At 62.9% G+C, this 22,526-nt stretch carries 18 protein-coding genes; 15 read left to right on the forward strand and 3 right to left on the reverse strand.

Translation table 11 applies throughout. The features are described from left to right. Positions 1-3: 3 nt before the first annotated feature. The 3 genes from G405_RS0109210 to G405_RS0109225 all read left to right on the forward strand — a co-directional run bounded on the left by G405_RS0109210 (position 4) and on the right by G405_RS0109225 (position 3,128). Positions 4-1,215, forward strand: a complete 1,212-nt coding sequence (locus G405_RS0109210) for a kynureninase/PvdN C-terminal domain-containing protein (protein WP_022701226.1) — start codon at positions 4-6, stop codon at positions 1,213-1,215. A 63-nt stretch (positions 1,216-1,278) separates the two neighbouring features. Then, positions 1,279-2,343 (forward strand): SMP-30/gluconolactonase/LRE family protein, encoded by a 1,065-nt coding sequence (locus G405_RS0109215; RefSeq protein WP_022701227.1) that lies wholly within the window; start codon positions 1,279-1,281, stop codon positions 2,341-2,343. Positions 2,344-2,477: 134 nt separating this feature from the next. Further along, positions 2,478-3,128: an SDR family NAD(P)-dependent oxidoreductase gene (locus G405_RS0109225; protein WP_028284694.1), complete on the forward strand. Its 651-nt coding sequence runs from the start codon at positions 2,478-2,480 to the stop codon at positions 3,126-3,128. A gap of 5 nt (positions 3,129-3,133) precedes the next feature. Here G405_RS0109225 and G405_RS0109230 read toward each other — a convergent pair whose 3' ends face one another. Beyond that, complete coding sequence (locus G405_RS0109230; RefSeq protein ID WP_022701228.1) at positions 3,134-3,553, reverse strand: MerR family transcriptional regulator; 420 nt, start codon at positions 3,551-3,553, stop codon at positions 3,134-3,136. Between the two features lie 143 nt (positions 3,554-3,696). On the opposite strand from G405_RS0109230, the gene G405_RS0109235 reads away from it, so the two are divergent. From G405_RS0109235 to G405_RS15570, 8 genes are read left to right on the forward strand one after another with little or no spacing between them, the layout of a single operon-like run. Then, positions 3,697-4,593: an SDR family oxidoreductase gene (locus G405_RS0109235; RefSeq protein ID WP_022701229.1), complete on the forward strand. Its 897-nt coding sequence runs from the start codon at positions 3,697-3,699 to the stop codon at positions 4,591-4,593. Further along, a complete protein-coding gene (locus tag G405_RS0109240) occupies positions 4,593-6,203 on the forward strand; it encodes an acyl-CoA carboxylase subunit beta (protein WP_022701230.1) in 1,611 nt (536 codons plus the stop codon). The genes G405_RS0109235 and G405_RS0109240 overlap by 1 nt, the downstream gene beginning before the upstream one ends. A gap of 32 nt (positions 6,204-6,235) precedes the next feature. Then, positions 6,236-7,405 carry an acyl-CoA dehydrogenase family protein gene (locus G405_RS0109245; protein ID WP_022701231.1) on the forward strand — a complete coding sequence of 390 codons (1,170 nt, stop codon included), beginning with the start codon at positions 6,236-6,238 and terminating at the stop codon, positions 7,403-7,405. Between the two features lie 2 nt (positions 7,406-7,407). Then, complete coding sequence (locus G405_RS0109250) at positions 7,408-8,208, forward strand: enoyl-CoA hydratase/isomerase family protein (protein WP_022701232.1); 801 nt, start codon at positions 7,408-7,410, stop codon at positions 8,206-8,208. A 3-nt stretch (positions 8,209-8,211) separates the two neighbouring features. Continuing rightward, entirely contained in the window at positions 8,212-10,185 is a 1,974-nt protein-coding gene (locus tag G405_RS0109255) for a DUF2118 domain-containing protein (protein WP_022701233.1), read from the forward strand. Between the two features lie 4 nt (positions 10,186-10,189). Next, positions 10,190-11,068: a BKACE family enzyme gene (locus tag G405_RS0109260; RefSeq protein WP_022701234.1), complete on the forward strand. Its 879-nt coding sequence runs from the start codon at positions 10,190-10,192 to the stop codon at positions 11,066-11,068. Positions 11,069-11,091: 23 nt separating this feature from the next. After that, on the forward strand, positions 11,092-12,921 hold the full coding sequence (locus G405_RS0109265; protein ID WP_022701235.1) for an AMP-dependent synthetase/ligase: 1,830 nt from the start codon (positions 11,092-11,094) through the stop codon (positions 12,919-12,921). Continuing rightward, on the forward strand, positions 12,902-14,389 hold the full coding sequence (locus G405_RS15570; RefSeq protein WP_022701236.1) for a flavin-containing monooxygenase: 1,488 nt from the start codon (positions 12,902-12,904) through the stop codon (positions 14,387-14,389). The genes G405_RS0109265 and G405_RS15570 overlap by 20 nt, the downstream gene beginning before the upstream one ends. Here the strand turns inward: G405_RS15570 and G405_RS15575 are convergent. Then, positions 14,386-15,315 (reverse strand): alpha/beta hydrolase, encoded by a 930-nt coding sequence (locus G405_RS15575; protein WP_156861450.1) that lies wholly within the window; start codon positions 15,313-15,315, stop codon positions 14,386-14,388. The two genes, G405_RS15570 and G405_RS15575, sit on opposite strands and share 4 nt — an antisense overlap. A gap of 153 nt (positions 15,316-15,468) precedes the next feature. Here G405_RS15575 and G405_RS15580 point away from each other — a divergent pair, with 153 nt between their 5' ends. Next, positions 15,469-16,614 (forward strand): pentapeptide repeat-containing protein, encoded by a 1,146-nt coding sequence (locus tag G405_RS15580; RefSeq protein WP_022701238.1) that lies wholly within the window; start codon positions 15,469-15,471, stop codon positions 16,612-16,614. On the opposite strand, the gene G405_RS0109285 is transcribed toward G405_RS15580, so the two are convergent. Next, complete coding sequence (locus G405_RS0109285) at positions 16,611-17,546, reverse strand: alpha/beta fold hydrolase (RefSeq protein WP_028284697.1); 936 nt, start codon at positions 17,544-17,546, stop codon at positions 16,611-16,613. The two genes, G405_RS15580 and G405_RS0109285, sit on opposite strands and share 4 nt — an antisense overlap. Before the next feature lie 70 nt (positions 17,547-17,616). Here G405_RS0109285 and glpK point away from each other — a divergent pair, with 70 nt between their 5' ends. From glpK to thrS, 3 genes are all read left to right on the forward strand, one after another. Next, a complete protein-coding gene (glpK, locus tag G405_RS0109290) occupies positions 17,617-19,098 on the forward strand; it encodes a glycerol kinase GlpK (protein ID WP_028284698.1) in 1,482 nt (493 codons plus the stop codon). 98 nt (positions 19,099-19,196) lie between these two features. Continuing rightward, positions 19,197-20,540, forward strand: a complete 1,344-nt coding sequence (hemN, locus tag G405_RS0109295; protein ID WP_022701241.1) for an oxygen-independent coproporphyrinogen III oxidase — start codon at positions 19,197-19,199, stop codon at positions 20,538-20,540. Between the two features lie 124 nt (positions 20,541-20,664). Beyond that, positions 20,665-22,506: a threonine--tRNA ligase gene (thrS, locus tag G405_RS0109300; RefSeq protein WP_022701242.1), complete on the forward strand. Its 1,842-nt coding sequence runs from the start codon at positions 20,665-20,667 to the stop codon at positions 22,504-22,506. The last annotated feature ends 20 nt before the right edge of the window (positions 22,507-22,526 follow it).

Raw genomic sequence — 22,526 nt, forward strand, 5'->3', positions numbered from 1 at the left:
TACATGCTGACGCGCGAGGCCTGCGAGGCGCTGGACCAGACTGATCCGCTGAAAGACAAACGCGACCTGTTCGCTCTGCCTGAGGGCGTGATCTATCTGGACGGCAACTCGCTGGGCGTGCCGCCCAAGGCGGCGCTCGCGCGTCTGCGTGAAGCCTCTGAATCCGAATGGGCGGTGGGCCTGATCCGGTCGTGGAACGACGCGGGCTGGATGGACCTGCCGCTGACGCTCGGGGGCAAACTCGCGGCGTTGATGGGCGTCAAAGCCTCCGAAGTGATCGCGGTCGACACGGTCACCATCAACCTGTTCAAGCTCGCTACGGCGCTGCTGGACCGTGATGGCGGCGGCATTGCGGCCGAAGCGGGCGAGTTTCCCACCGACAATCATGTGATGGAGGGAATCTCCCGCATCACCGGCGCCCCGATGCACCGGGTCGCGCCCAACACCCGTCCGAAAGATTTGCCGGACGATGTAAAGGTCCTGATCAAATCGGCGGTGCATTACAAATCCGCCCAGATCGCTGATTTCGAGGGCTATGAGCGTGAAGCGGCGGCGCGCGGGCTCAACATCATCTGGGACCTCAGCCACGCCACCGGTCTCGTTGATCTCAAGCTCGCTCAATGGGGCGCGAAATACGCGGTGGGCTGCGGCTATAAATTCCTCTCCGGCGGCCCCGGCGCGCCGGCCTTCCTGTACTGCGCGGAAGACCAGATCCAGACGCTGGAGCATCCGGTGTCGGGCTGGCTGGGTCATAAACGCCCCTTCGGGTTTGAAGACGCCTACGAGCCTGACGACACCATTGTGCGCTGGCGCACCAGCTCGCCCTCCATCCTCGCTCTATCTGCGCTCGATGGGGCGGTCAGCGCCTATGACGGTGTGGACATGGCGCAGGTGGAGGCCAAGGCGATCGCGCTGGGTGACATCATGCTCGCGCAAGCGGAGGCGCTGGGTCTCGATCATGCCTGTCCGGGGCCGGGCGAGCGGCGCGGCGGCCATGTGGTGCTGCGCCATGAGCAGGGCTACGCCATCGTTCAGGCCTTGATCGACCGCGGGATTATTGGCGATTTTCGCGCGCCTGACTTGATGCGGTTCGGGTTCAATCCGCTCTATAATTCCTACACGGAAGTCTTTGATGCGGCGCAGGCTCTGGCGGATGTGATCCAGACGGGCGCTTGGGACGACCCGAAATTCCTCGCCCAAAAAGCGGTGACCTGATCGCGCTTGCCCGTTTTGCGCTTCTCCCCCAGAGTAAAAGAAAAAACATCAGGGGAGGGCGCGATGCTGCGCTGGATTCTGGGCGGCCTCGCCGCTCTTGTCGTGATCTTGGCCGTCGCCGCTTATGGGCCGGGCGCGCTGAAAGCCTACAAGTTTGATCCCACTGCGCCCGATCCCGCATTGATGGCGCTTTACGAGACGGTGGCTGAACCCGAGCGCCGGGAAGTGCCGAACCTGCACGGCGCGGAAGATCTGGAACCCGGACCTGATGGTCGGCTGTACGCCAGCCTGGCCGATGGCCGCATCATGGTGCGGGAGATCGAGGGCGGATGGTCAGAATACGCCAATACCAACGGACGTCCGCTGGGCCTGGCGTTCGCGCCGGACGGGGCGCTCTTTGTCGCCGATGCGCTTAAAGGTTTGCTGCGGCTTGAAGGCGACGGCGCGTTTGACGTCTGGCTCGCCGATGAGAGCGAAGGCGGGCCTCTGGTCTTCACTGACGATCTGACAGTTTTGAGCGATGGCGCGGTGATCCTGACCGACGCTTCGCGCCGCTACGGCTATGGCGAATACATGACCTCTTTGCTCGAAGGCGAGCAGACGGGCGTCATCTACAAGGTCACGGCGCCGGACCAGTATGACGTGCTGGCGGAAGGCTTTGGTTTCATCAATGGCGTGGATCATGACCCCAGCACGGGCCGCGTTTTCGTCAACGAGACCTGGGCGGGCCGGGTGATCAGTCTTGATCCTGAAACCGGTGATTACGCCGTGCTGATTGACGGATTGCCGGGCTATCCTGACAATCTCGCCTTTGACGAGGAGACCGGGCTGATCTGGATCGCCTTGCCCTCTCAACGTTCGCCCCAGATCGAGAGCTTGCATCCCAATCCGTTTGTGAAGCGTCTCGCCTGGCGCTGGATCCAGATTTCCGGATTGCCGCCCTTTCCGCCGCGCCCGGTGATGGGCATGGCTGTGACCGCCGAGGGTGAGCCGGTTCATGCGCTCTATGGTCCGGATGATGCGCCCTTCGGTGTCACCACGGTGACCCCGTGGCGCGGCCAGATCTGGGTGGCGGGGCTAGAGCGTGACGGGGTGGACGCTTATGCCGTTCCCGATCGCATCCAATGAGCCGGACAGCCCTGATTTCGGGCGGGTCCAGCGGCATTGGCCTGGCCCTGTCTGAACGTCTTCTGGAGCGCGGGTTTCGTTTGCTCTGGGTGTCGCTGGACGAAGATTAAATCGCCCGCGCGCGCCAATCGCTATTGGCGCGTCATCCCGACGCCGAGATCGAGGGGCGGGCCATGGATCTCGCTGATCCGCAATCGGTGGCGCGGCTGGTGCAATGGGCGCAGGGCGAGGGCGGGCTCGACCTTCTGGTCAATAATGCCGGCTTCGGCGTGTATGGCGCGTCCAGGGACATGGCGGTCGAGGCCGAGCAAGCCATGATTGATGTGAACGCGCGCGCCCTGCACGCGATGACCCGGGCCTTCCTGCCTCTGATGGAGTCGGCGGGCGGCGGAACCATCATCAATATTGCGTCTAACTCCGCCTTCGTGCCGACGCCGGGGCTTGCGGTCTATGCAGCGACCAAGGCGTTTGTCCGGCATTATTCAAACGCTCTGTCTCAAGAGCTGGAACAGAGCGGCAGCTCTGTCCGCATCATGACGGTCTGTCCGTCCGCTGTGTCAGACACGCCCTTCAAGGAGCGGGCGGCGGCCAAAGATGTGCGCACCTTCTCAAGCTTCAGCGCCACCACGGCGGGCGAGGTCGCGTCTGATATTCTCAAAGGCTATGATCGGGGCGCATCCGAGGTGATCACCGGCGCCGCCATGCGCCGGGCGATGTGGCTGATGCGGTTCTCGCCCGCGCCTCTGGTGCGTTGGCTGACTCGACGGGAAACGCAGCGGATCTGAAGCGTCTAGCGTGTATTGCTTTTCCGCTGGGCCAGGCGCGTTTTCGAGCCCTCATGAATGACGCGCAGTTCGTTGAGCGTTGTTTCGATCTCGGCCTTTTTCTCTTCCAGACGTTCGATCTCTTTCGCAGTCATCTCGATCACGAATTCGAGCTGCCGCACGCGCCCTTCACCTTCCTGGCCGTAGAGCTCGAGGAAGGTCTTGATGTCGCTCAGCTTGGTGCCGATGGTCTTGGCGCGCAGGATCAGGGCGAGGCGTTTCTTGTCGGCGTCGGTATAGACCCGCTGCCCGCCGACGCGCTGGGGTTTGAGCAAACCCTTGTCCTCATAGAACCGGATCGTGCGCGTGGTGATGCCAAACGCATCGGCCAGCTCGGCGATGCCGAACAGGGTGTCGTGGGTCTTCGTATCGGGCGCGTGAGTCATGGTGCCTGTCCTTGTCCGTCTCCTTCATACGATGAAGTCTTGCCGCAAACAAGATGTGCTTGACGTATACGTTAAGCCCTGCGAAGCTCCCCTCAACACCGGCGATGACAGACCGGACCAGTCAGGGAGGAGACGGGCGCACAATGAGCGATAACGCCGCACACGCCCGCTATGACAGCGTATTTCGGCCTGACCTGTTTAAGGGGCAGGTGATCATCGTCACCGGTGGCGGATCGGGGATCGGGCGTTGCATCGCCCATGAGCTGACGGCGCTCGGCGCGCACGCCATTCTGGTGGGGCGCAAGCAAGACAAGCTCGACGCCGTCGCGCAAGAGATCGCTCATGACGGCGGCTCGTGCGAGACTGCCTCGTTTGATATTCGCGATGAAGAGGCCGTGGCGTCCGCGATCGCTGAAATGGCGGCGCGTCATGGCCGCATCCATGGCCTTGTGAACAATGCGGGCGGACAGTTTCCCGCCAACGCTGAAGACATCTCCAAAAAGGGTTGGGACGCGGTGATCGCCACCAATCTGACCGGCGGCTTTCTGATGAGCCGCGAAGTGTTCAAGGCCTCAATGGCTGAACAGGGCGGCGCCATCGTCAACATCACCGCTGACATGCATCACGGCATGCCGGGCATGGCGCATTCAGGCGCTGCGCGGGCGGGGATGGAAAATCTGACCAAGACCCTGGCGTTTGAGTGGGCGCCCAAGGGCGTACGAGTGAACGCCGTCGCGCCGGGCTGGATCGCCAGCTCGGGCATGGACACCTATGGCGGCGCCTTCCGCGCGATGATCCCGCTGCTCAAACAGAATTTGCCCGCGCAGCGCATGGGGTCGGAGGCCGAGGTGTCGGCGGCGGTGACCTATCTGTTGTCGCCGGGCGCGGCTTTCATCACCGGCGTCCAGCTTCAGGTGGATGGCGGCGCGCCTTTGGGCGAGCGACATTATCCGCTGACCGCTCATGACAAATCAGACGTCTTTAACGGCTTTCACCGGGCGGTGGATCCGGCGGTCTTGCGCGGTGAGGGAGCAGAGTAATGGCGGTCCTGCAAAGCCGGATCAATCCGGGCTCTGACGACTTCGCCGCAGCGCGCGCAAACATGGTTGAAAAGCTGGACGAGGCGCGTGGCGCGGAAGAGCAGGTGCGCTCCAACTCCGCCGCCAAGAAGTCGCGCTTTGACGAGCGCGGCCAGCTGTTGCCGCGTGAGCGCGTGGCGCGCTTGGTGGATCGCGATGCGTCCTTTCTCGAAATCGCGCCGCTCGCCGGACTCAAAATGCATGATGATGACGGCGGGCGCGGGGCTTCGGGCGGCGGCGCGGTGGTCGGCATCGGCGTCGTCTCGGGCAAACGATGCGTCATCGCTGCGTCCGACAGCGCGATCAAGGGCGGCACGGTCGCGCCCATGGGCTTGCGCAAATCCCTGCGCGCGCAGGAGATTGCGCTGCAAAACAAGCTGCCGATGATCCATCTGGTGGAATCGGGCGGCGCCAATCTTCTCTATCAGGCCGAGATCTTTGTGGATGGCGGACGCAGCTTCGCCAACCAGGCGCGTTTGAGCGCGGCGGGCATTCCCCAGGTCGCCGTTGTGCATGGCAGCTCCACCGCCGGCGGCGCCTATCTGCCGGGAATGAGCGATTATGTGGTTCTGGTGCGCGAGAAGTCGAAAATCTTCCTCGCCGGCCCGCCGCTGGTCAAAGCCGCGATCGGCGAGGACGCGGATGATGAATCCCTGGGCGGCGCGGACCTTCATGGCGAAGTGACGGGGCTCGGTGAATACGTCGCCGATGATGATGCGCAGGCGCTCGCCTATGCGCGCGACATCATGGACAAGCTCAACTGGAGCGAAGCCACACTGTCCGGGGGCGGCGAAGCGCCGCTTTATGACGCGGAAGAGCTCATGGGGATCGTGCCGGCGGATGACCGCACGCCCTATGATGTTCGTGATGTGATCGCGCGCGTGGTGGACGCCTCGGACTTTCTGGAATTCAAGGCGCGCTATGGGTCTGAAACCGTGTGCGGGCATGCCCGCATCGGCGGGCAGGCAGTCGGGATTATTGGCAATAACGGCCCGATCCAGCCTGAAGGCTCCACCAAGGCGGGCCAGTTCATCCAGCTGTGCGACCAGTCGCAAACCCCGATCCTGTTCTTGCAAAACACCACCGGTTACATGGTCGGTTCGGCGGCGGAACGCGCTGGCGCAGTCAAGCATGGCTCGAAAATGATCCAGGCCGTGGCCAACGCCCGCGTGCCCAAGATCACCATCGTGCTCGGCGGCAGCTTCGGCGCCGGCAATTACGGCATGTGCGGGCGCGGCTTTGACCCGCGCTTCATCTTCGCCTGGCCCACCGCTCGCACGGCGGTGATGGGCGGCGCGCAGGCCGCGAAGGTGATGGAGATCGTCACCCGCGGCAAGAATGCGCGCGCGGGCGTGGAGACCGATGAAGAGGCGCTCGCCCAGATGAGCGCCATGATCACCCAGAGCCTTGATGAGCAGAGCCAGGCGCTCTTCGCCACCGCCCGGCTCTGGGATGACGGGATCATTGATCCGCGCGACACCCGCGCGGTGCTGATCGAATGCCTGAACATTTGTGCTGAGGCGGATCGCCGTCAGCTGAACCCCAACACGTTCGGAGTCGCGCGGTTCTAACAAGACGCGGCCCACCAACGGGAGGACACGCCATGCAGTTCAACGAGCAACACGAACAGCTTCGCGACACCGTCGCCAAGTTCGTCGCCAACGAGATCAATCCGTATGTGGATGAATGGGAGGCGGCCGACCAGTTCCCTTCTCATGAGGTCTTCAAGAAGATGGGCGATCTGGGCCTTCTGGGCCTGCGCTATCCCGAGGAGTTTGGCGGCGCCGGTCTCGACATGACCTATTCGCTCGTCCTGGCCGAAGAGCTGGGGATGATTGATTGCGGCGGCGTGCCCATGGCCATCGGCGTGCAGACCGATATGTGCACCCCGGCGCTGGCGCGGTTCGGCTCTGACGATCTGCGCAAGCAATTCCTGGCGCCGGCGATTGCAGGCGACATGGTGGGGTGCCTCGGCGTGTCCGAGCCGGGCGGCGGCTCGGATGTGGCGGCGGTGAAGACCAATGCGAAGTCAGACGGCGATGATTACATCATCAACGGCACCAAGATGTGGATCACCAATGGCCTGAAGGCGGATTGGTGCTGCCTGCTGGCCAACACGTCCGACGGCAAGCCCCATGAGAGCAAGTCGCTGATCATGGTGCCGATGGATCTGCCGGGCATTGAAAAGCAGAAGATCCACAAGATCGGGATGCACAGCTCTGACACCGCGCAATTGTTCTTTGATGATGTGCGGGTGCCCAAGCGCTATCGCATCGGTGATGAAGGCGCAGGCTTCATCTATCAGATGCTGCAGTTCCAGGAAGAGCGCATCTATGGCGCGGCGTCGTCTTTGAAAAACCTCGACAAGCAGATCGACCTGACCATCGAGTACACCCGTGACCGGCACGCCTTCGGCCAGCCGCTGCTCGACAATCAGGCGATCCATTTCCGCCTCGCCGAGTTGCGTACTGAAGTCGAGATGCTCCGTTCACTGACCTATCGTTGCGTGGATGATTTCAACCAGGGCAAGGACATCACCAAGCTCGCCTCCATGGCCAAGCTCAAATGCGGTCGGCTGGCGCGTGAAGTGTCTGACAGCTGCCTGCAGTTCTGGGGTGGCATGGGCTACACGGCCGACAACCTCGTCAGCCGCTCCTTCCGCGATGGCCGCCTGATCTCCATTGGCGGTGGCGCCGACGAGATCATGCTCGGCATCATCGCCAAGCTTGAAGGCACGCTGCCCAAGCGCCGCAAGCCTGAAGGCAATAAATAGCCATGTCCGCGCCGCGTACTCTATTGGTCGAACGCCACGCCCGGGTTCTGCATGTGACGCTGAACCGGCCCGCCCTGCGCAACGCCATGTCGCTTGAAATGGTGGATGAGCTCATCAACGCGCTCGCCGACGCTGAACAGCACGGTGATCGCGCCATCGTCCTGCGCGGCGCCGAGGGGCATTTCTGTTCGGGCGGCGACATCAAGGATATGGGCGCGGCGCAAGGCCAGCCTGTCTCGGACGGCGTCGACCCCATCGCGAACGTCAACGCTCGCTTTGGTGAGTTGTGCGTGGCCTTCGCCAGCACCGGCTTGCCTGTGGTGGCGGTTGTTGAGGGTGCGGTCATGGGCGGCGGTTTCGGTCTCGCCTGTGTGGCGGATGTGGTGCTGGCGTCCGAGACGGCTCTGTTCCGTTTGCCTGAAACCGGGCTCGGGATCGTGCCGGCCCAGATCGCGCCTTTCCTGGTGGAGCGCCTTGGCTATTCAGAAGCGCGGCGCCTGGCGGTGACCGGCGGCAAGCTGGATGCCGCGAAGGCTCTGGATGTTGGCCTTGTGCACGCCGTGCATCCCACAGCCGATCTGGATGCGGCGTTGGAGGCCGAGCTTGCACAGATCCGCAAGGGCGCGCCGAACGCCATCGCAGCGACCAAGGCGTTGATGCGTCGGGCGCGTCTGGAAGCGCCCGCCAGCCTGGTTCAGGACGCGGCTGCGGCGTTCGCCAAGGCGGCGCGGTCTGATGAAGGCGCAGAAGGCATGACCGCTTTTCTTGAAAAACGTCCCGCCCGCTGGGCTCAAGAGGGATAAATCATGGCTGAAACGGCCTTCAAAAGCGTGCTGGTCGCCAATCGTGGCGAGATCGCTGTCCGTGTGCTGAACGAAGCGCGCGATAGCGGCCGTACGGCCATCGCCGTCTATTCCGAAGCGGATACCGACGCCTTGCATGTGCGCGAAGCGGACGTGGCGGTCTGCATCGGCCCGGCGCTCGCCAGCGAAAGCTATCTCAATATCGAAGCCGTGCTGGACGCGGCCCGAAAAACCGGCGCCGAGGCGATCCATCCCGGCTATGGCTTCCTGTCAGAAAACGCCGCTTTCGCCCGTGCGGTGATCAAGGCGGGACTGGTCTGGATCGGCCCGCCGCCCGAAGCCATTGACGCCATGGGCGACAAGGCGCGCGCCAAGGAGTTGATGATCAAGGCAGGCGTGCCGACCTTGCCGGGCTGGCAGGGCGCAGATCAATCAGACGCCACCCTCAAGAGCGAGGCCGACAAGGTGGGCTATCCGCTCTTGATCAAGGCTGTGGCGGGCGGCGGCGGTCGCGGCATGCGCATTGTGCGCAGCGCGGCGGAATTTGACGAGGCGCTGATCTCGGCCCGTCGTGAAGCGAAATCTGCTTTTGGCGATGACGCAGTTTTGATCGAGAAATTCGTCGAGCGGGGCCGTCATGTGGAGATTCAGGTCTTCGCTGATCGTGACGGAAACACTATCCATCTCGGTGAACGCGATTGCTCGGCTCAGCGTCGCCGCCAGAAAGTGATCGAGGAAGCGCCGTCTCCGGCGGTCGATCCTGAATTGCGCGCAAAGATGGGCGCGGGCGCCGTCGCGGCGGCGAAAGCCGTGGGCTATGTGGGCGCGGGCACTGTCGAATTCCTGCTGGAAGAGGGCGGCGGGTATTATTTTCTCGAGATGAACACCCGGCTTCAGGTGGAACATCCGGTCACGGAGGAAGTGACCGGGACCAACCTTGTGCAATGGCAGTTTGAAGTGGCCTCCGGCGCGCCGCTGCCGCTGAGCCAGGATGAAGTGTCGCTGGACGGCTGGGCCATCGAAGCCCGGCTTTACGCGGAAGACCCCTATAACGGCTTTGCCCCGCAATCAGGGCTGATCCTGTCTTATGACGGGGATGTCTCCAGCGCCGGCGGACGCGTGGATGCGGGCGTTGAAACCGGCGGACGGATCGGAACCGATTACGACCCGATGGTTTCAAAAGTCATCGGCACGGGCGCCAGCCGCGCTGAAGCCATTGCGTCCCTGCGCGCCGCGCTGATGGATGACCCGCTTCTGGGCGTCACTACCAATCGTGATTTCCTGCTGGCTTTGCTGGACGGGGAGCCTTTCCGCCAGGGCGAGATCTGCACGGCGGATCTGGATCTCTGGGCGGAAGAGGGCGCTGGCCCCTTCACCAAACCTGATGCGGACCGCAGGGCGGTCGCGCTCGGCGCCGCGCTTCTGGGTGCAGCGCCTCAAGGCGTGATCCGGTCCGGCTCTGTCAGCCGGTTTGATCTGCCTTTGACGGTTAATGGCGAGGCGCTGACGGTGCGCCTGGAACAGACCGGACCGGATGCGGTTTCGGTCGGGTTTGAGGACGAGGACGCCTCCAGCGCGGTGGCGCTGTTGGGCGAAGAGACGCCCGGCGAGATCGCCTTTCGTCTGGATGGCGTGGACGCTCGCGCTCGTGTGGCGCGCGCGGCGGACGGCGTGCTCCATATCGCCTTGGGTGCGCAGATCATCGTTCTGGAAGAGGCTTCGCCCTGGGGCGCGGACGCGGCGTCTGACCCGTCCAGGATCACAGCCCCCGTGTCCGGCGCCGTTGTGGCGGTGAACGTCAAACCCGGCGATCGGGTGAAGGCGGGCGACGTCCTGATGGTGATGGAAGCCATGAAGATGGAGATGCGTCTGACCGCGCAAGCGGATGGCGTAGTCGCCGCCGTCAACGCCCAACAGGGCGGGCAAGCCGCGAACGGCGCTGTTTTAATTGAACTTGATATGGAAACGCAGGAGTAGATCGATGGATAAGGCAGTTCTGACCTGCGCGCTCAACGGCGTGCTGACCAATCCGAAAACCCATCCCGTTCCGGTCACTCCTGACCAGATGGCCGCTAGCGCGCGCGAGGCGTATGACGCCGGCGCCAGCGTGATGCATGTCCATTACCGCATGCAGGATAAAGATCACGGCCATTTCCCCAGCTGGGATCCTGAAGTGGCCGCCAGCATGGTGGACGCGATCCGCGCCGCCTGTCCCGGCGTGATCATCAATTCGACCACCGGCGTTGTTGGACCGGACGTGACAGGTCCTGCCGCTTGTGTGAAACGCGTGAAGCCGGAAATCGCGGCGTGCAACGCCGGATCGCTCAACTATCTCAAGCTCAAGCGTGACGGGTCCTGGGCCTGGCCGCCGATGATGTTCGACAACCCGGTCGAGAAAGTTCAGGCCATGCTGGACGCTATGGCCGACGTGGGCGCGCATCCCGAGTTTGAGTGCTTTGACGTGGGCATCGTGCGCTGTGTGAACATGTATATCGAGAACGGCATGGCGCCCTCAGCCCATTATAATTTCGTGATGGGCGTCGCCTCGGGCATGCCGGTGGATGCGCGGCTTCTCAAATTGCTGCTCGATTACAAGCGTGAGGGCGATCCGTGGCAGACCACCTTGATCGGACGCCAGGAAATCTGGCCGGTTCATCAGGCGACCGCCGATCTTGGCGGTATGCTTCGCACCGGACTTGAGGATACCTTCTATCTGCCTGATGGTGAACGCGCCACGGGCAACGGAGCCTTGATCGAGGCTCTGGCGCAATGCGCCCGGAATGCCGGGCGAGAGGTCGCGTCGCCTGCTGAGGCGCGCGAAATTATGGGCCTGAACGCGGCGGAGACCGCTCATGCCTGACATGTTCTTTAGGGAGGAGACGCATGGAGGCGCGCGCGAGTGATTTGCCCCGTATAGGGGCGGACAACTGGTATCCGTCCACCCCGGCCCGATTGCTGGAAAAAGCTGAGACGCGAGGCTCGGACCCCGCCTATGCCGTGCGGCAGGGCGAGGGCTGGGCCTATACGTCGTGGTCAGACTATGCCGATCAGGTCCAGACCGCCGCCCGTGCGCTTGTCGCGTTGGGACTGGGCGAAGACGAGACCGTCGCGGTTCTGGGCTATAACCGCCCGGAATGGACGATCATGGCGATCGCCGCGATGATGGCGGGCGGGCGTCCGGCGGGGGTCTACTGGACCAGCGCCCCGCCCGAGATCGCGTATATCCTGCAACACTCCCAGGCGCCCGTGCTGCTTGTGGAGACCGAAGAGCATGTGGAGCAGGCGCTCGCCCTGAAAGCGGAGTGTCCGGCGCTCGAGCACATCATCGTCATGGATGGCGTGGCGGGCGATCACGCGGACGTTTTCAGCTGGGCGCAATTCATGGCGCTGGGCGTTGAGGACCATCATGATGCGGTCAGCGCTCGGATGGCGGCGATCAACGAAAGCCGTGTCGGCTCGCTGATCTATACCTCCGGCACCACAGGGCCGCCCAAGGCGGTGATGCTCAGCCATGGCAATATTTCCTGGAGCGCAGCAAAGCTCAGCGACATGTTCAAGGCCCAGCCCGGCGACCGGACTCTCTCATATCTGCCGATCGCTCATGTGGCTGAACAGCAATCGAGCGTCCACAACCATGTGATGAGCGGGGCGATCATGCATTTCGCCCAGTCCATGGAGACCCTGGCCGATGACCTGAAAGCGTGCCGTCCGAACGTGTTTTTCGGTGTGCCGCGGGTCTGGGAGAAGATGTCGGAAACCATCCGCGCCCGTCTGTCCGAGGCGTCCGGCGTCAAGGCGTCGCTTGCAAAGTGGGCGATGGACGTGAACCGGCAATGGCATGAAGCCGTGCTGGATGGCCGTTCGCCCTCGCCCCTCGTCGCGATGCAGAAACCCCTCGCCAATGCGCTGGTGATCAAAAAGGTCCAGGCGGCCCTGGGGCTTGAAGACTCCCGGCTGCTGATTTCCGGCGCCGCGCCGATCAGTCCTGAAGTCCTGCGCTTTTTCACCGGGCTCGATCTGCTGATCTGTGAGGGTTACGGCCAGTCTGAAACCAGCGCCCCGACCGCGTTCAGCATGCCCGGCTCCGTCCGGATCGGTTCGGTCGGCAAGATGATCGACGGCATGGACGCGCGGGTCTCCGAAGAGGGTGAGCTTCAGGTGCGCGGACCGAACGTCTTCGCTGGCTATATGAACAATAACGAGGCCACCGAAAACACCTTCACCCGTGACGGCTGGATGAAGACCGGCGATGTGGTGCGCATTGACGAGGACGGCTTTGTCTTCATCACAGGCCGGATCAAGGACATCATCATCACCTCGGGCGGCAAGAACATCACGCCCGCAAACCTCGAAACGGATCTGATGAACGCCCCGTTGGTCGAGCACGCAGTGGTGGTCGGGGATGCGCGCCCCTATCTGAGCGCCCTTCTGACCTTGAGCGAGGACGCCTTGGCGGACTTTGCCTCAAAGCAGGACTTGAGCGTTGAAGAGGCGCGCCAGAGCGAGGCGCTTCAGGCGCAATTGCAAGCGGCGGTCGATGAGATGAACGAGCGCTATGCCCGGGTGGAGAATATCCGCAAATTCCGGGTGCTCGATGCGCCGTTGAGCGTGGAGACGGGTGAGTTGACGCCCACCTTGAAAGTTCGGCGCAATGTGGTGACCGCGCGTAATCAGGCGGTTGTGGACGAGATGTATGCCGAACTCCAGGACTGAGGCGGGCCTGCCTCAACGCACCGAGGTTCTCATCATCGGGGCCGGCATGTCCGGCCTCGCCATGGGACGCCAGCTTAAACGGGCCGGGGTTCGGGACTTTCTCATCGCCGAACGCGCTGAAGGACCGGGCGGGGTCTGGCGCGCCAACGCCTATCCCGGTGCGGCGTGTGACGTGCCCAGCCATCTGTATTCCTATTCCTTCTTTCCCAATCCGGACTGGAGCCGGAAATTCGCGCCCCAGGCCGAGATCAAGGCCTATTTCGAACGCGCCAGCGCAGAGTTCGGGCTGGAGCCCCACATCCGGTACGGGAAAAGTGTTCGTGCACTGACATATGAAGAGGCCGAAGGTGTCTGGCGCATCGAGTTCGAGCATGGCGCTCAGCTGGAAGCCCGCGCGGTCATTAGCGCCGTGGGGCAATTGTCAGAGCCGTTTTCGCCTGAGTTTGAAGGGCGGGATCAGTTCAAGGGCCAGATCGTTCACACCGCCGAGTGGACGCCTGACATCGACATGACGGGCAAACGCGTGGGGATGATCGGCAGCGCCGCCAGCGCCATTCAGGTGTTGCCGCACGCCGCGAAGGCGGCGAGGACGCTGAGCGTGTTCCAGCGGACACCGAACTGGATCATCCCCAAGCCTGACAGGCCGTTCACCGCTGTGGAGAAAGGGTTGTTCCGGTATGCGCCGGGCTATCACTGGCTATACCGGATGGGCAGTTTCCTGCTGCATGAGTTGCGCTGGCCCGCCTTTCGGTCTGGCGGCCTGGCCGCCGCCTATACGCGTCATCGCCTGACCCGGCGGATCAAATCTCAGGTCGAGGACAAGGCGGTGCTGGACCAGGTGCTGCCCGATTATGCGCCGGGCTGTAAACGGATCCTGCTCTCCAACGATTTCTTTGAAACCCTGAACCAGCCCCATGTGCATTTGGTGACCGATGGGGTTCAGCGCTTCACCCCTGAAGGGGTGATGACAGCAGGTGGTGAAGTCATTGAGGCCGACCTTGTTATCCTCGCCACGGGGTTCAAGGCGACAGAGTTTCTGCCCAATCTGGATGTCCGGGGGCGCGGCGGCCACAGCCTGAAAGCGGTCTGGGGGGAGAGCCCCACCGCCTATAAGGGCGTCGCCTTGTCAGGCTTCCCGAACCTCTTCACGCTATACGGGCCGAACACCAATCTGGGACACAATTCGATCATCTTCATGATCGAGCGTCAGACCGAGTTCGTCCGTCGACAGACCATGCGTCTGTTGAACGCGGACGCCATCAGCCTGGAAGTCAGCGAAGCGGCGCAGAACGCGTTTAACGCGCGCTTGCAAAAACGGTTGAGCGATACGGTCTGGGCCGGCGAATGCCCGTCCTGGTACAAGAGCCCGGACGGGATCATCGTCAGCAACTGGGCGGGCCCCGCCAGCCGCTATGCGCTGGCCTTGTCGGGGCGGGACACAGACGCATTCGTCCTCGAGACGCCCTAGTCCGCCGGCGCCGTCAGGATCGGCTCCGCCCATTGGATCAAGCGCTCCAGCGCCATATCCGCTTCCGGCAGGAGCGGCGCGAACAGCGGGAAGTCGTGCCAGAGCGCGTCCCATATCTCGCACTGGACCGAGACGCCGGCCTCTTCAAGCTTCTCCGCGAAGCGTATGGAGTCATCGCGCAGGATTTCCGCGTCGCCCGTCTGAATGAAGACTGGCGGAAACCCTGTGAGGTCGGCAAAGAGCGGCGAGGCTTCCGGCGTGTCCGCAGGCGTTGTGTCCAGATAGAGCGCCGCGCCGGCCGCCAGCCAGTCCGGTTTGAGCATCGGATCGGCTTTTGCGCGGGTTTTCGTGCTGTCGCCGCTGGCGGTCAGATCCGTCCAGGGCGAAATCAGATAGACGCCATGCGGCATGGGCCGGCCTTGCTCGCGCTGCCGCAGCACGCTGGCGAGCGCCAGACCGCCGCCGGCGCTGTCGCCAGCAATCAGCACCGGGCCGTCGCTATGGGTCATCGCCCAGTTCAGCGCGGCTGCGCCATCATCCACGGCACAGGGGAACACATGCTCTGGTGCAAGACGGTAGTCGACAGAAATAGCTCTGATTTTCAGGGCCTTGGCGAGGCGGGTCACCAGGGGGCGGTGGCTTTTAGACGATCCCAGGCAGTATCCGCCACCATGCAGGAACAGCAATAATCCGGGTCGATGCTCATCGGGGGTGAAACTCAAGGCGTTAAGCCCGGCGAGTGTCGTCCTTTCGATCGTCACGTCATCAGGCGTCGGCAGACGGTCAGCGCCGGCGTCCATGCGCTTGCGGGCGATCTGCCTGGGGTTTTCAGGCGACATCACCGTCTTGCCGGCAGTGCGCGCCATATGCCGCGCCAGAAGCCGCCGGAGGCTGACGGCGCCCTGTTTGGAAACCCGTTCGATCACGCTGCTCTCCTTCAATGTCCTGACAAATAGACTTCCCGGTTTGCGTCGATGTGACAAGCACTTCGTGGACGTCTCTCCCGATCTCAATCAGACGTGGAACGGAACATTAAACTCAATCGCGCAGTGTAAGGGTCAGTTTTGGGAGAGACCGGAATGCCATTAGACCTGTCGGTCATCGCGGCTCATGAAGCGTTCATCGCTGGCCGCGCCGGCGGCTGCCGTGCGTATTTCCGCTTTCAGGACCTTACTGGCACGTCCTTGATGAAGCGCAAGCTCGATGGCAATGAATTCATTGGCTGCGATCTGTCAGAATCCAATTTCGCACTGACCTCGTTGGTCACAGCGTCTTTTTACTGCTCAAGCCTGAAGCGCGCCGATCTGCGAGGTGCGGATTTGTCTCGTGCCGATTTGCGCGGCGCTATTTTGCGTAGCGCAGACCTGTATCGCGCCAATCTGGACGGCGCCGACTTTCGAAAGGCCGTTCTGTACAAGGATGAGCGCGACGCAGAGTTCAAGCACAATGACTGGGTCATGGATACGGAAGGTGATGGCCGGGACGGCGCCGTGGATTTTCGTGACTGCACGCTGAGAGGGGCGCGACTGAGCTCGGCCAAGCTGAAGGGCGCAGACTTTTCCGGCGCCATGCTGGACGGCGCCAAACTCAATCAGGCTGATTTGCGCGATGCTAATTTTGAGGGCGCGGTGCTGACGGGCGCTGACCTGAACGGCACGCGCCTTGATGGCGCGAACCTGGAAAATGTCGTCCGTGACCCGGCGGATGAGGCGCTGGCGCGGGCCGAAGAGCTTCAACAAAGGCTCGAGCAGAGCGATCTGTACACACGATCCCGCGGTGAACAGGGACAGCGCGGCAACTTCGAAGGCGAAGACTTGCGCGTTCTCGGTCAGGCTTTTCGTCAAAAAGGGCTGATCGGCGCCAATCTGCGCGGGGTTTGCGGCGTGGGCCTCGACTTTTCAGGCGCTTCGCTCATCGGCGCCGTCTTTTCGGGCTCTGACCTGCGCGGCGCCAATTTCACCGGCGCCAATCTGAAAGGCGTGAACTTCAAAGACTGCAAGCTGAACCACGCCATTTTCAAATCAGCGGATTTGCGCGCCTTCACCGGCAATACGGGCCGCGCCTTCCTGCCGTGCTTTGACGGCGCCTCCACTCATGCCGCCCGGTTTGAAGGCGCCATGATGGATCGTGAAGCGCTCGGACTGACGCCTGGCGAAGACACGGTCTCCACCTCGTCGTCAAAGCCCGAAGATGCTGCGCTGGCGGGTGAGGTCAAAGCCTCCTAGCCTTGCTGACGGGCCACGCGTTCCGCCCAGTCGGCGAAGTCTGATTGCGCCGTTTCATACCCGATATCATTGAGCGTTTCGTGCCGTGCTTGCGGGTCGCGCCGCATGGTGACGTCCGAGAACCGAGCATTGTAAAGCCGTGAGGCGAGCACTTTCGCCGCCTGGCCCTTGTCGGTCGCGGGGTCTTCGCCGCCCGCCGCCAGATGGATGGCGAGGTCGGTGCGCATGGCGCGCAGACGGTTCTCGCTTTCTCCCAGCTCCGTGCCTTCGATCAGATCGCGCCAGAGCGAGATCGAGGCCGGCCAGCCGCACTCGGGATCATTGATATAGGCGTCAACTTCTTCGGGAATGCGCGACAGCCAGTCAAAATCGGTGCGGTGACCTTTGACCTGCTTGCCCCAGGCCTTGAAGGTCAGACCTTCCAGCCAGGTGGACGCCGATTGAGGCTTCTTGAACAGGCTTTCGATGTTGAGGACGGCGCGCATCAGGCCCGCGCGGCCGCCAATCGCCAGGTTGGAGTTCCATACCGCAAGCCCTGAAATCTCGCCCTTGCGCTCCATGGCGTGGTTCATGGCCACGACCCCGCCCATGGAATGACCAAAGACGATATGAGGCAGGCTTGGGAAGCGCGCCTTGAGATGGTCTTCCACCGCCAAGGCGTCCTCAATGACCTTGTTCCAACCCTTGGGCGCGCCGAATACGCCGCGCGGAGCGTCTTCGGCTGTGGTCTGGCCATGGCCGCGATGGTCATGGGCGGCCACGTGAAAGCCGCGGCCCGCCAGATAGGCGGCGAAGCGGGCGTAACGCGCGGAATGTTCGGCCAGGCCATGATGGACCTGGATGACGCCCAGAGGCTGGCCTTCGGCTTCTTGCACGTGCAGGCGCAGGCTTGCGCCGCTGGGGCTCTCAAAAGTTTCCGCAACAAACGCCATGAGGGCATTCTCCATCCGGTCAGAACAGCTTAGCTTGATGTCTACCATAGACTGCCCGGAGCGTTTCACCATGTCCCGTCCTGCATTGCTGGCTCTTGATCAGGGCACGACATCGTCGCGCGCATTGGTGTTTGATGAGACGGGGCGCGTGATCGCCACAGCGCAAGAAGAATTTGCTCAAGGCTATCCCCAGCCAGGCTGGGTGGAGCATGATCCCGAAGTGATCTGGGCGACGGTCCTGTCCACCGCCCGCAAGGCGATGAACGCTGCTGAAGCGCAAGGCTGGGCCATTGAGGCGATCGGCGTCACCAATCAGCGCGAGACGACTCTGGTCTGGGATCGCGACACCGGCCAGCCCATCCACAACGCCATCGTCTGGCAGGACCGGCGCACGGCGAAGACCTGCGCCAATCTGCGCGCCGAGGGCGCCGAAGCGCTGGTGCGCGACCGGGCAGGCCTGGTGCTCGATCCCTACTTCTCCGCGTCAAAGCTTGCCTACATCCTCGATTCCGTTTCCGGCGCCCGTGCAAAAGCCGAGGCGGGCAAGCTGGCCTTTGGCACGGTGGACAGTTTTCTGATCTGGCGCCTGACGGGCGGGCGCGTCCACATCACCGACGCCACGAACGCCAGCCGCACCAGCCTTTATGCGCTGCAGGCCGCGGACTGGGATGAGGAGCTGCTGCGCCTGTTCAATGTGCCGCGCGCAGTCTTGCCGGATATCGTCGATAGTGCGGGCCGCTATGGCGAGACCGACGCGTCCGTGCTGGGCCGGGCGATCCCGATTTGCGGCGCCGCGGGTGACCAGCAGGCGGCGGCCCTGGGTCAGGCCTGCCTTCATCCCGGCGAAGTGAAATCGACTTATGGCACGGGCGCGTTCTTGCTGGTGAATACGGGCGATACGCCTGTCAGGTCTGAAAACCGGCTTCTGGCGACCACGGCTTGGCGGTTGAACGGCCAGTCCGCCTTCGCATTGGAAGGCTCGATCCTGTCGGCGGGCGCGACCGTGCAATGGCTGCGTGACGGGCTGGGGATGATCGCCCGCTCGTCGGAAATCGAGGCGCTGGCGCAAAGCGCGGACCCGGAATGCGGCGTCTATCTGGTGCCAGCCTTTTCAGGGCTCGGGGCGCCGCATTGGGATCCCGATGCGCGCGGCCTGTTGTGTGGCCTTAGCCGCGGGACAGGCCGGGCGGAGATCGCCCGCGCCGCGCTGGATTCCACCGTCTACCAGACCCAGGACCTGCTGACGGCTGTGGCCAGTGACGGAGTGGATGTGCGCACCTTGAAAGTGGATGGCGGCATGGCCGTCAATGACGCGCTGATGCAGCGTCTGGCTGATATTTGCGCGGTCGAGACCGTCCGCCCGGTCAACGCCGAGGCCACCGCCTGGGGCGCCGCCTTCCTGGCGGGGCTCGGGATCGGCATGTTCTCGGACCTCTCGGAAGCCGCGACGCTGTGGCAGGCTGAACGGGCGTTTGCGCCGCAGCTCGAAGACGCCGCGCGCCAGCGCCAGATGGCGGGGTGGCAGGACGCGGTGCGCCGCACACTCAGCTAGCCCCTGCGACCGGTCGCCGCGTGCGACGTCGGGTCCACTGCTCTGTCTGATGCTCGCGCGCTAAAGCGGGGCCATCTTGCACAGAAGTGGAGCCCGTCATGGCGTCCCGGATCAATACTTTGCTGCGCTATGGCCAGGAGCGCAGCCCGCGTTACACCAGCTATCCCACCGCGCCGCATTTCCATGCAGGCGTCGATGCGGCGGTCTATGGCGACTGGCTGGACACGCTGGATCGCGGCAAGCCGATCTCGCTCTATCTTCATGTGCCGTATTGCAAATCCCTGTGCTGGTATTGTGGCTGCAATACCCGCGCGACCACTCAGGACGGGCCGGTCGAGGCGTATCTGAAGGTCCTACTGAAAGAGCTGACGCTGATCGCGGATCGCTTGCCGGGCCGGATGACGGTGTCGCATCTGGCGCTGGGTGGCGGCACGCCGGCGATTCTGAATCCGTCACAGATGGACCGCCTGATGGCGGCGATCCGTGAGCGGTTTGATTTTGCGGCGGACGCCGAGCTCGCCATCGAGATCGACCCGCGTCATTTCACGAAAAATGATGCCCAAGGTCTGGCGCGTAATGGTTTCACCCGCGCCTCGACCGGGGTCCAGAGCTTTGATCCTGCGGTGCAGCGCGCCATCAACCGCATTCAGCCCTATGAGCTTGTGGAGGCGGCGTTCAACCGGCTGCGCGACGCCGGGGTGATGAAGATCAACGCTGATTTGCTGTACGGACTGCCGCTGCAGAGCGAAGACAGCGCTCGCGCCAGTGCAGAGGCTGCGGCGGCGCTGAATCCGGACCGTCTGGCGGTGTTCGGCTACGCCCATGTGCCGCACATGAAATCGCATCAGCGCCTGATCAAGGACGAGGATCTGCCCGCCGCCAAGGCGCGCATGAAACAGGCGGACGCCATGGAGGCGGCGCTGACGGCGTGCGGATATTCCCTGATCGGGATTGACCATTATGCCCGTCCTGATGATCCCATGACGCGGGCGCTTGAAACCGGAACCCTGCGCCGGAACTTCCAGGGCTATACGACGGACAAGGCCGAGACCCTGATCGCGCTGGGCGCATCCGCCATCGGGCAGACGCCCCAGGGCCATGTGCAGAACAAGGCGGATGTGCGCGCCTGGATGCTGGATGTTGAGGCTGGCCGACTGCCCGTCGGCAAAGGCGTCGCTGTCAGTCGGGAAGACGCGATGCGCGCGGCGATCATCGAACAGGTGATGACCTATCTCAGCGTTGATCCGGAGGCGGTGGCCGCCTGCTATGGCTTGCCTGCGCCCCAGGCGGATCTTGAGCATTTGATCGTTTCGGGCGTGGTGAGCGTTGAGAGCAGCCGGGTCATTGTCAATCCGGCTTACCGCCCGCTGGCGCGGCTGGTGGCGGCGGCGTTTGACGGCTATCTCGCGTCCAGCGAAGCCCGGCATTCGGTCTCGGTCTAGGGATTTGAAAGCGTGCGGCGCAGCGCGCTTTATGGACAGGCTCGAAGTGAGGATTTAAACGGAGATGAGCGTAATCTTCTTACGTTCATCCCAACCTCTCTTTTGTCATAGAAGCCTGAAAATCATGTCGCAGGATAACTTCCCGGTAGAGACGCGCCGTCACTCCGCAGCTCACTTGATGGCTGCGGCGATCAAGGACCTCTGGCCGAACGCCAAGTTTGGCGTGGGTCCGGCGACAGCCACAGGGTTTTACTATGACATCCAGCTCGAAGAGCCGCTGACGGTCGAGGATCTGCCCAAGATCGAGAAGCGCATGAAAGAGCTGCGCAAGAAGAAAAAGAAATTCTATTGCGAAGCGCACGGCATCGATGAAGCCATCGACTACATGGCCAAAGAAGGCCAGGACTTCAAAGTCGAGCTTCTGAAACTGCTGCGTGACAAGGGCTCGACCGCCATCGCCAAGGAGACGGGTGATGAATCTGTCGCGGGCGAAGGCCTGGACGAGATCACCTTCTATCGCACGGGCGATTTCGTCGATCTGTGCCGGGGTCCGCACGTGGACCATTCCGGCCAGGTGGGGGAGTTCAAGCTGCGCTCCATCGCTGGCGCCTATTGGCGCGGCGACGCCAAGAACGCCCAGCTGCAGCGTATTCACGCCCTGGCCTATGAGACCAAGGACGAGCTTGAGGCGGAAGTGACCCGCCTGGAAGAACAGGCCAAGCGCGATCACCGCAAGATCGGCAAGGAGCTGGGCCTGTTCACGCTGGTGGAAGAAGTGGGCGCCGGCCTGCCCATGTGGCTGCCTGCGGGTAATGTGATCCGCGACGAGCTGGAAAAGCTCGCTCGCATCACCGAGCACCGCGCCGGTTATCGCCGGGTCTCCACCCCGCACATCACCAAGGGCGAGCTCTATCATCGCTCGGGGCATTTGCCGTTCTATGCGGACGACATGTATGCGCCGATCATGATCGACGAGCAGGAATACTATCTGCGCCCGATGAACTGCCCGCACCACCACATGATCTATGCCCATGACCAATGGTCCTATCGTGATCTGCCGGTGCGTCTGTCCGAATACGGCCAGGTTTATCGCTATGAGGCGTCCGGCGGTCTGTCAGGCCTGATGCGGGTGCGCGGCTTCTGCCAGAATGACGCGCATATCTATTGCCGTCCCGACCAGGCCAAGGACGAGTTCCTGGACGTGATGCACATGCACGCGGACTATTACCGCCTGTTCGGCATCGACGATTTCTGGATGCGCCTGTCCCTGCCGGACATGGAAGACCTCGACAAATATGTCGATGACGCCGAAGGCTGGAAGACGGCGCTCGACATCCTCAAGCAGGCCATGGACGAGTCCGGCTATCCGTATAAGGAAGTCGAGGGTGAAGCGGCCTTTTACGGCCCGAAAGTCGACTTCATGGTGAAGTCGGTGGTCGGCACCGAATACGCCATCTCCACCAACCAGCTCGACTTCATGGCGACCAAGCGCTTTGAGCTTGAGTACACCGCCGCCGATGGCGACAAGAAGCCGGTCTATGTGATCCACCGGGCGCCGCTGGGCAGCCATGAGCGCTTCACCGCCTTCCTGATCGAGCACTATGCCGGCAAGTTCCCGACCTGGCTGAGCCCGACCCAGGCGGTGGTGATCCCGATTGCGGATCGCCATGAAGAGTATGCGCAAGCGGTGAAAGACAAGCTGTTCCTGTCTGACGTGGATTCGGTGAACACCGGCGTGCGCGTCGAGGTCGATCTCGCCTCAGAGCGCATGCAGAAGAAAATCCGCAACGCCCAGAACCGCCAGATTCCCTACATGCTCGTCGTCGGCGATGCGGAAGCGGAGAACGGCGAAGTGGCCGTGCGTCACCGCGATCATGGCGATCTGGGCACGATGAAGGTGGACGACCTGATCGCCCGCATCGCCAAGGAGCAATCGGGACGCGCGGATCTGCCCAAGCCTGAATAGTCCGCGCTTAGCGGCAAGAA

It is taken from the genome of Oceanicaulis alexandrii DSM 11625, assembly GCF_000420265.1.
Lineage (GTDB): Bacteria > Pseudomonadota > Alphaproteobacteria > Caulobacterales > Maricaulaceae > Oceanicaulis > Oceanicaulis alexandrii.

What these genes read in the sequence shown, in the direction of transcription:
- G405_RS0109230 (WP_022701228.1), bottom strand. Translation starts at nt 3,553, where the DNA reads ATGACTCACGCGCCCGATACGAAGACCCACGACACCCTGTTCGGCATC.
- G405_RS15570 (WP_022701236.1), top strand. Translation starts at nt 12,902, where the DNA reads ATGCCGAACTCCAGGACTGAGGCGGGCCTGCCTCAACGCACCGAGGTT.
- hemN (WP_022701241.1), top strand. Translation starts at nt 19,197, where the DNA reads ATGGCGTCCCGGATCAATACTTTGCTGCGCTATGGCCAGGAGCGCAGC.
- G405_RS0109250 (WP_022701232.1), top strand. Translation starts at nt 7,408, where the DNA reads ATGTCCGCGCCGCGTACTCTATTGGTCGAACGCCACGCCCGGGTTCTG.
- G405_RS0109265 (WP_022701235.1), top strand. Translation starts at nt 11,092, where the DNA reads ATGGAGGCGCGCGCGAGTGATTTGCCCCGTATAGGGGCGGACAACTGG.
- G405_RS0109255 (WP_022701233.1), top strand. Translation starts at nt 8,212, where the DNA reads ATGGCTGAAACGGCCTTCAAAAGCGTGCTGGTCGCCAATCGTGGCGAG.
- G405_RS15580 (WP_022701238.1), top strand. Translation starts at nt 15,469, where the DNA reads ATGCCATTAGACCTGTCGGTCATCGCGGCTCATGAAGCGTTCATCGCT.
- G405_RS0109215 (WP_022701227.1), top strand. Translation starts at nt 1,279, where the DNA reads ATGCTGCGCTGGATTCTGGGCGGCCTCGCCGCTCTTGTCGTGATCTTG.
- thrS (WP_022701242.1), top strand. Translation starts at nt 20,665, where the DNA reads ATGTCGCAGGATAACTTCCCGGTAGAGACGCGCCGTCACTCCGCAGCT.
- G405_RS0109285 (WP_028284697.1), bottom strand. Translation starts at nt 17,546, where the DNA reads ATGGCGTTTGTTGCGGAAACTTTTGAGAGCCCCAGCGGCGCAAGCCTG.
- G405_RS0109235 (WP_022701229.1), top strand. Translation starts at nt 3,697, where the DNA reads ATGAGCGATAACGCCGCACACGCCCGCTATGACAGCGTATTTCGGCCT.
- G405_RS0109240 (WP_022701230.1), top strand. Translation starts at nt 4,593, where the DNA reads ATGGCGGTCCTGCAAAGCCGGATCAATCCGGGCTCTGACGACTTCGCC.
- G405_RS0109260 (WP_022701234.1), top strand. Translation starts at nt 10,190, where the DNA reads ATGGATAAGGCAGTTCTGACCTGCGCGCTCAACGGCGTGCTGACCAAT.
- G405_RS0109210 (WP_022701226.1), top strand. Translation starts at nt 4, where the DNA reads ATGCTGACGCGCGAGGCCTGCGAGGCGCTGGACCAGACTGATCCGCTG.
- glpK (WP_028284698.1), top strand. Translation starts at nt 17,617, where the DNA reads ATGTCCCGTCCTGCATTGCTGGCTCTTGATCAGGGCACGACATCGTCG.
- G405_RS0109245 (WP_022701231.1), top strand. Translation starts at nt 6,236, where the DNA reads ATGCAGTTCAACGAGCAACACGAACAGCTTCGCGACACCGTCGCCAAG.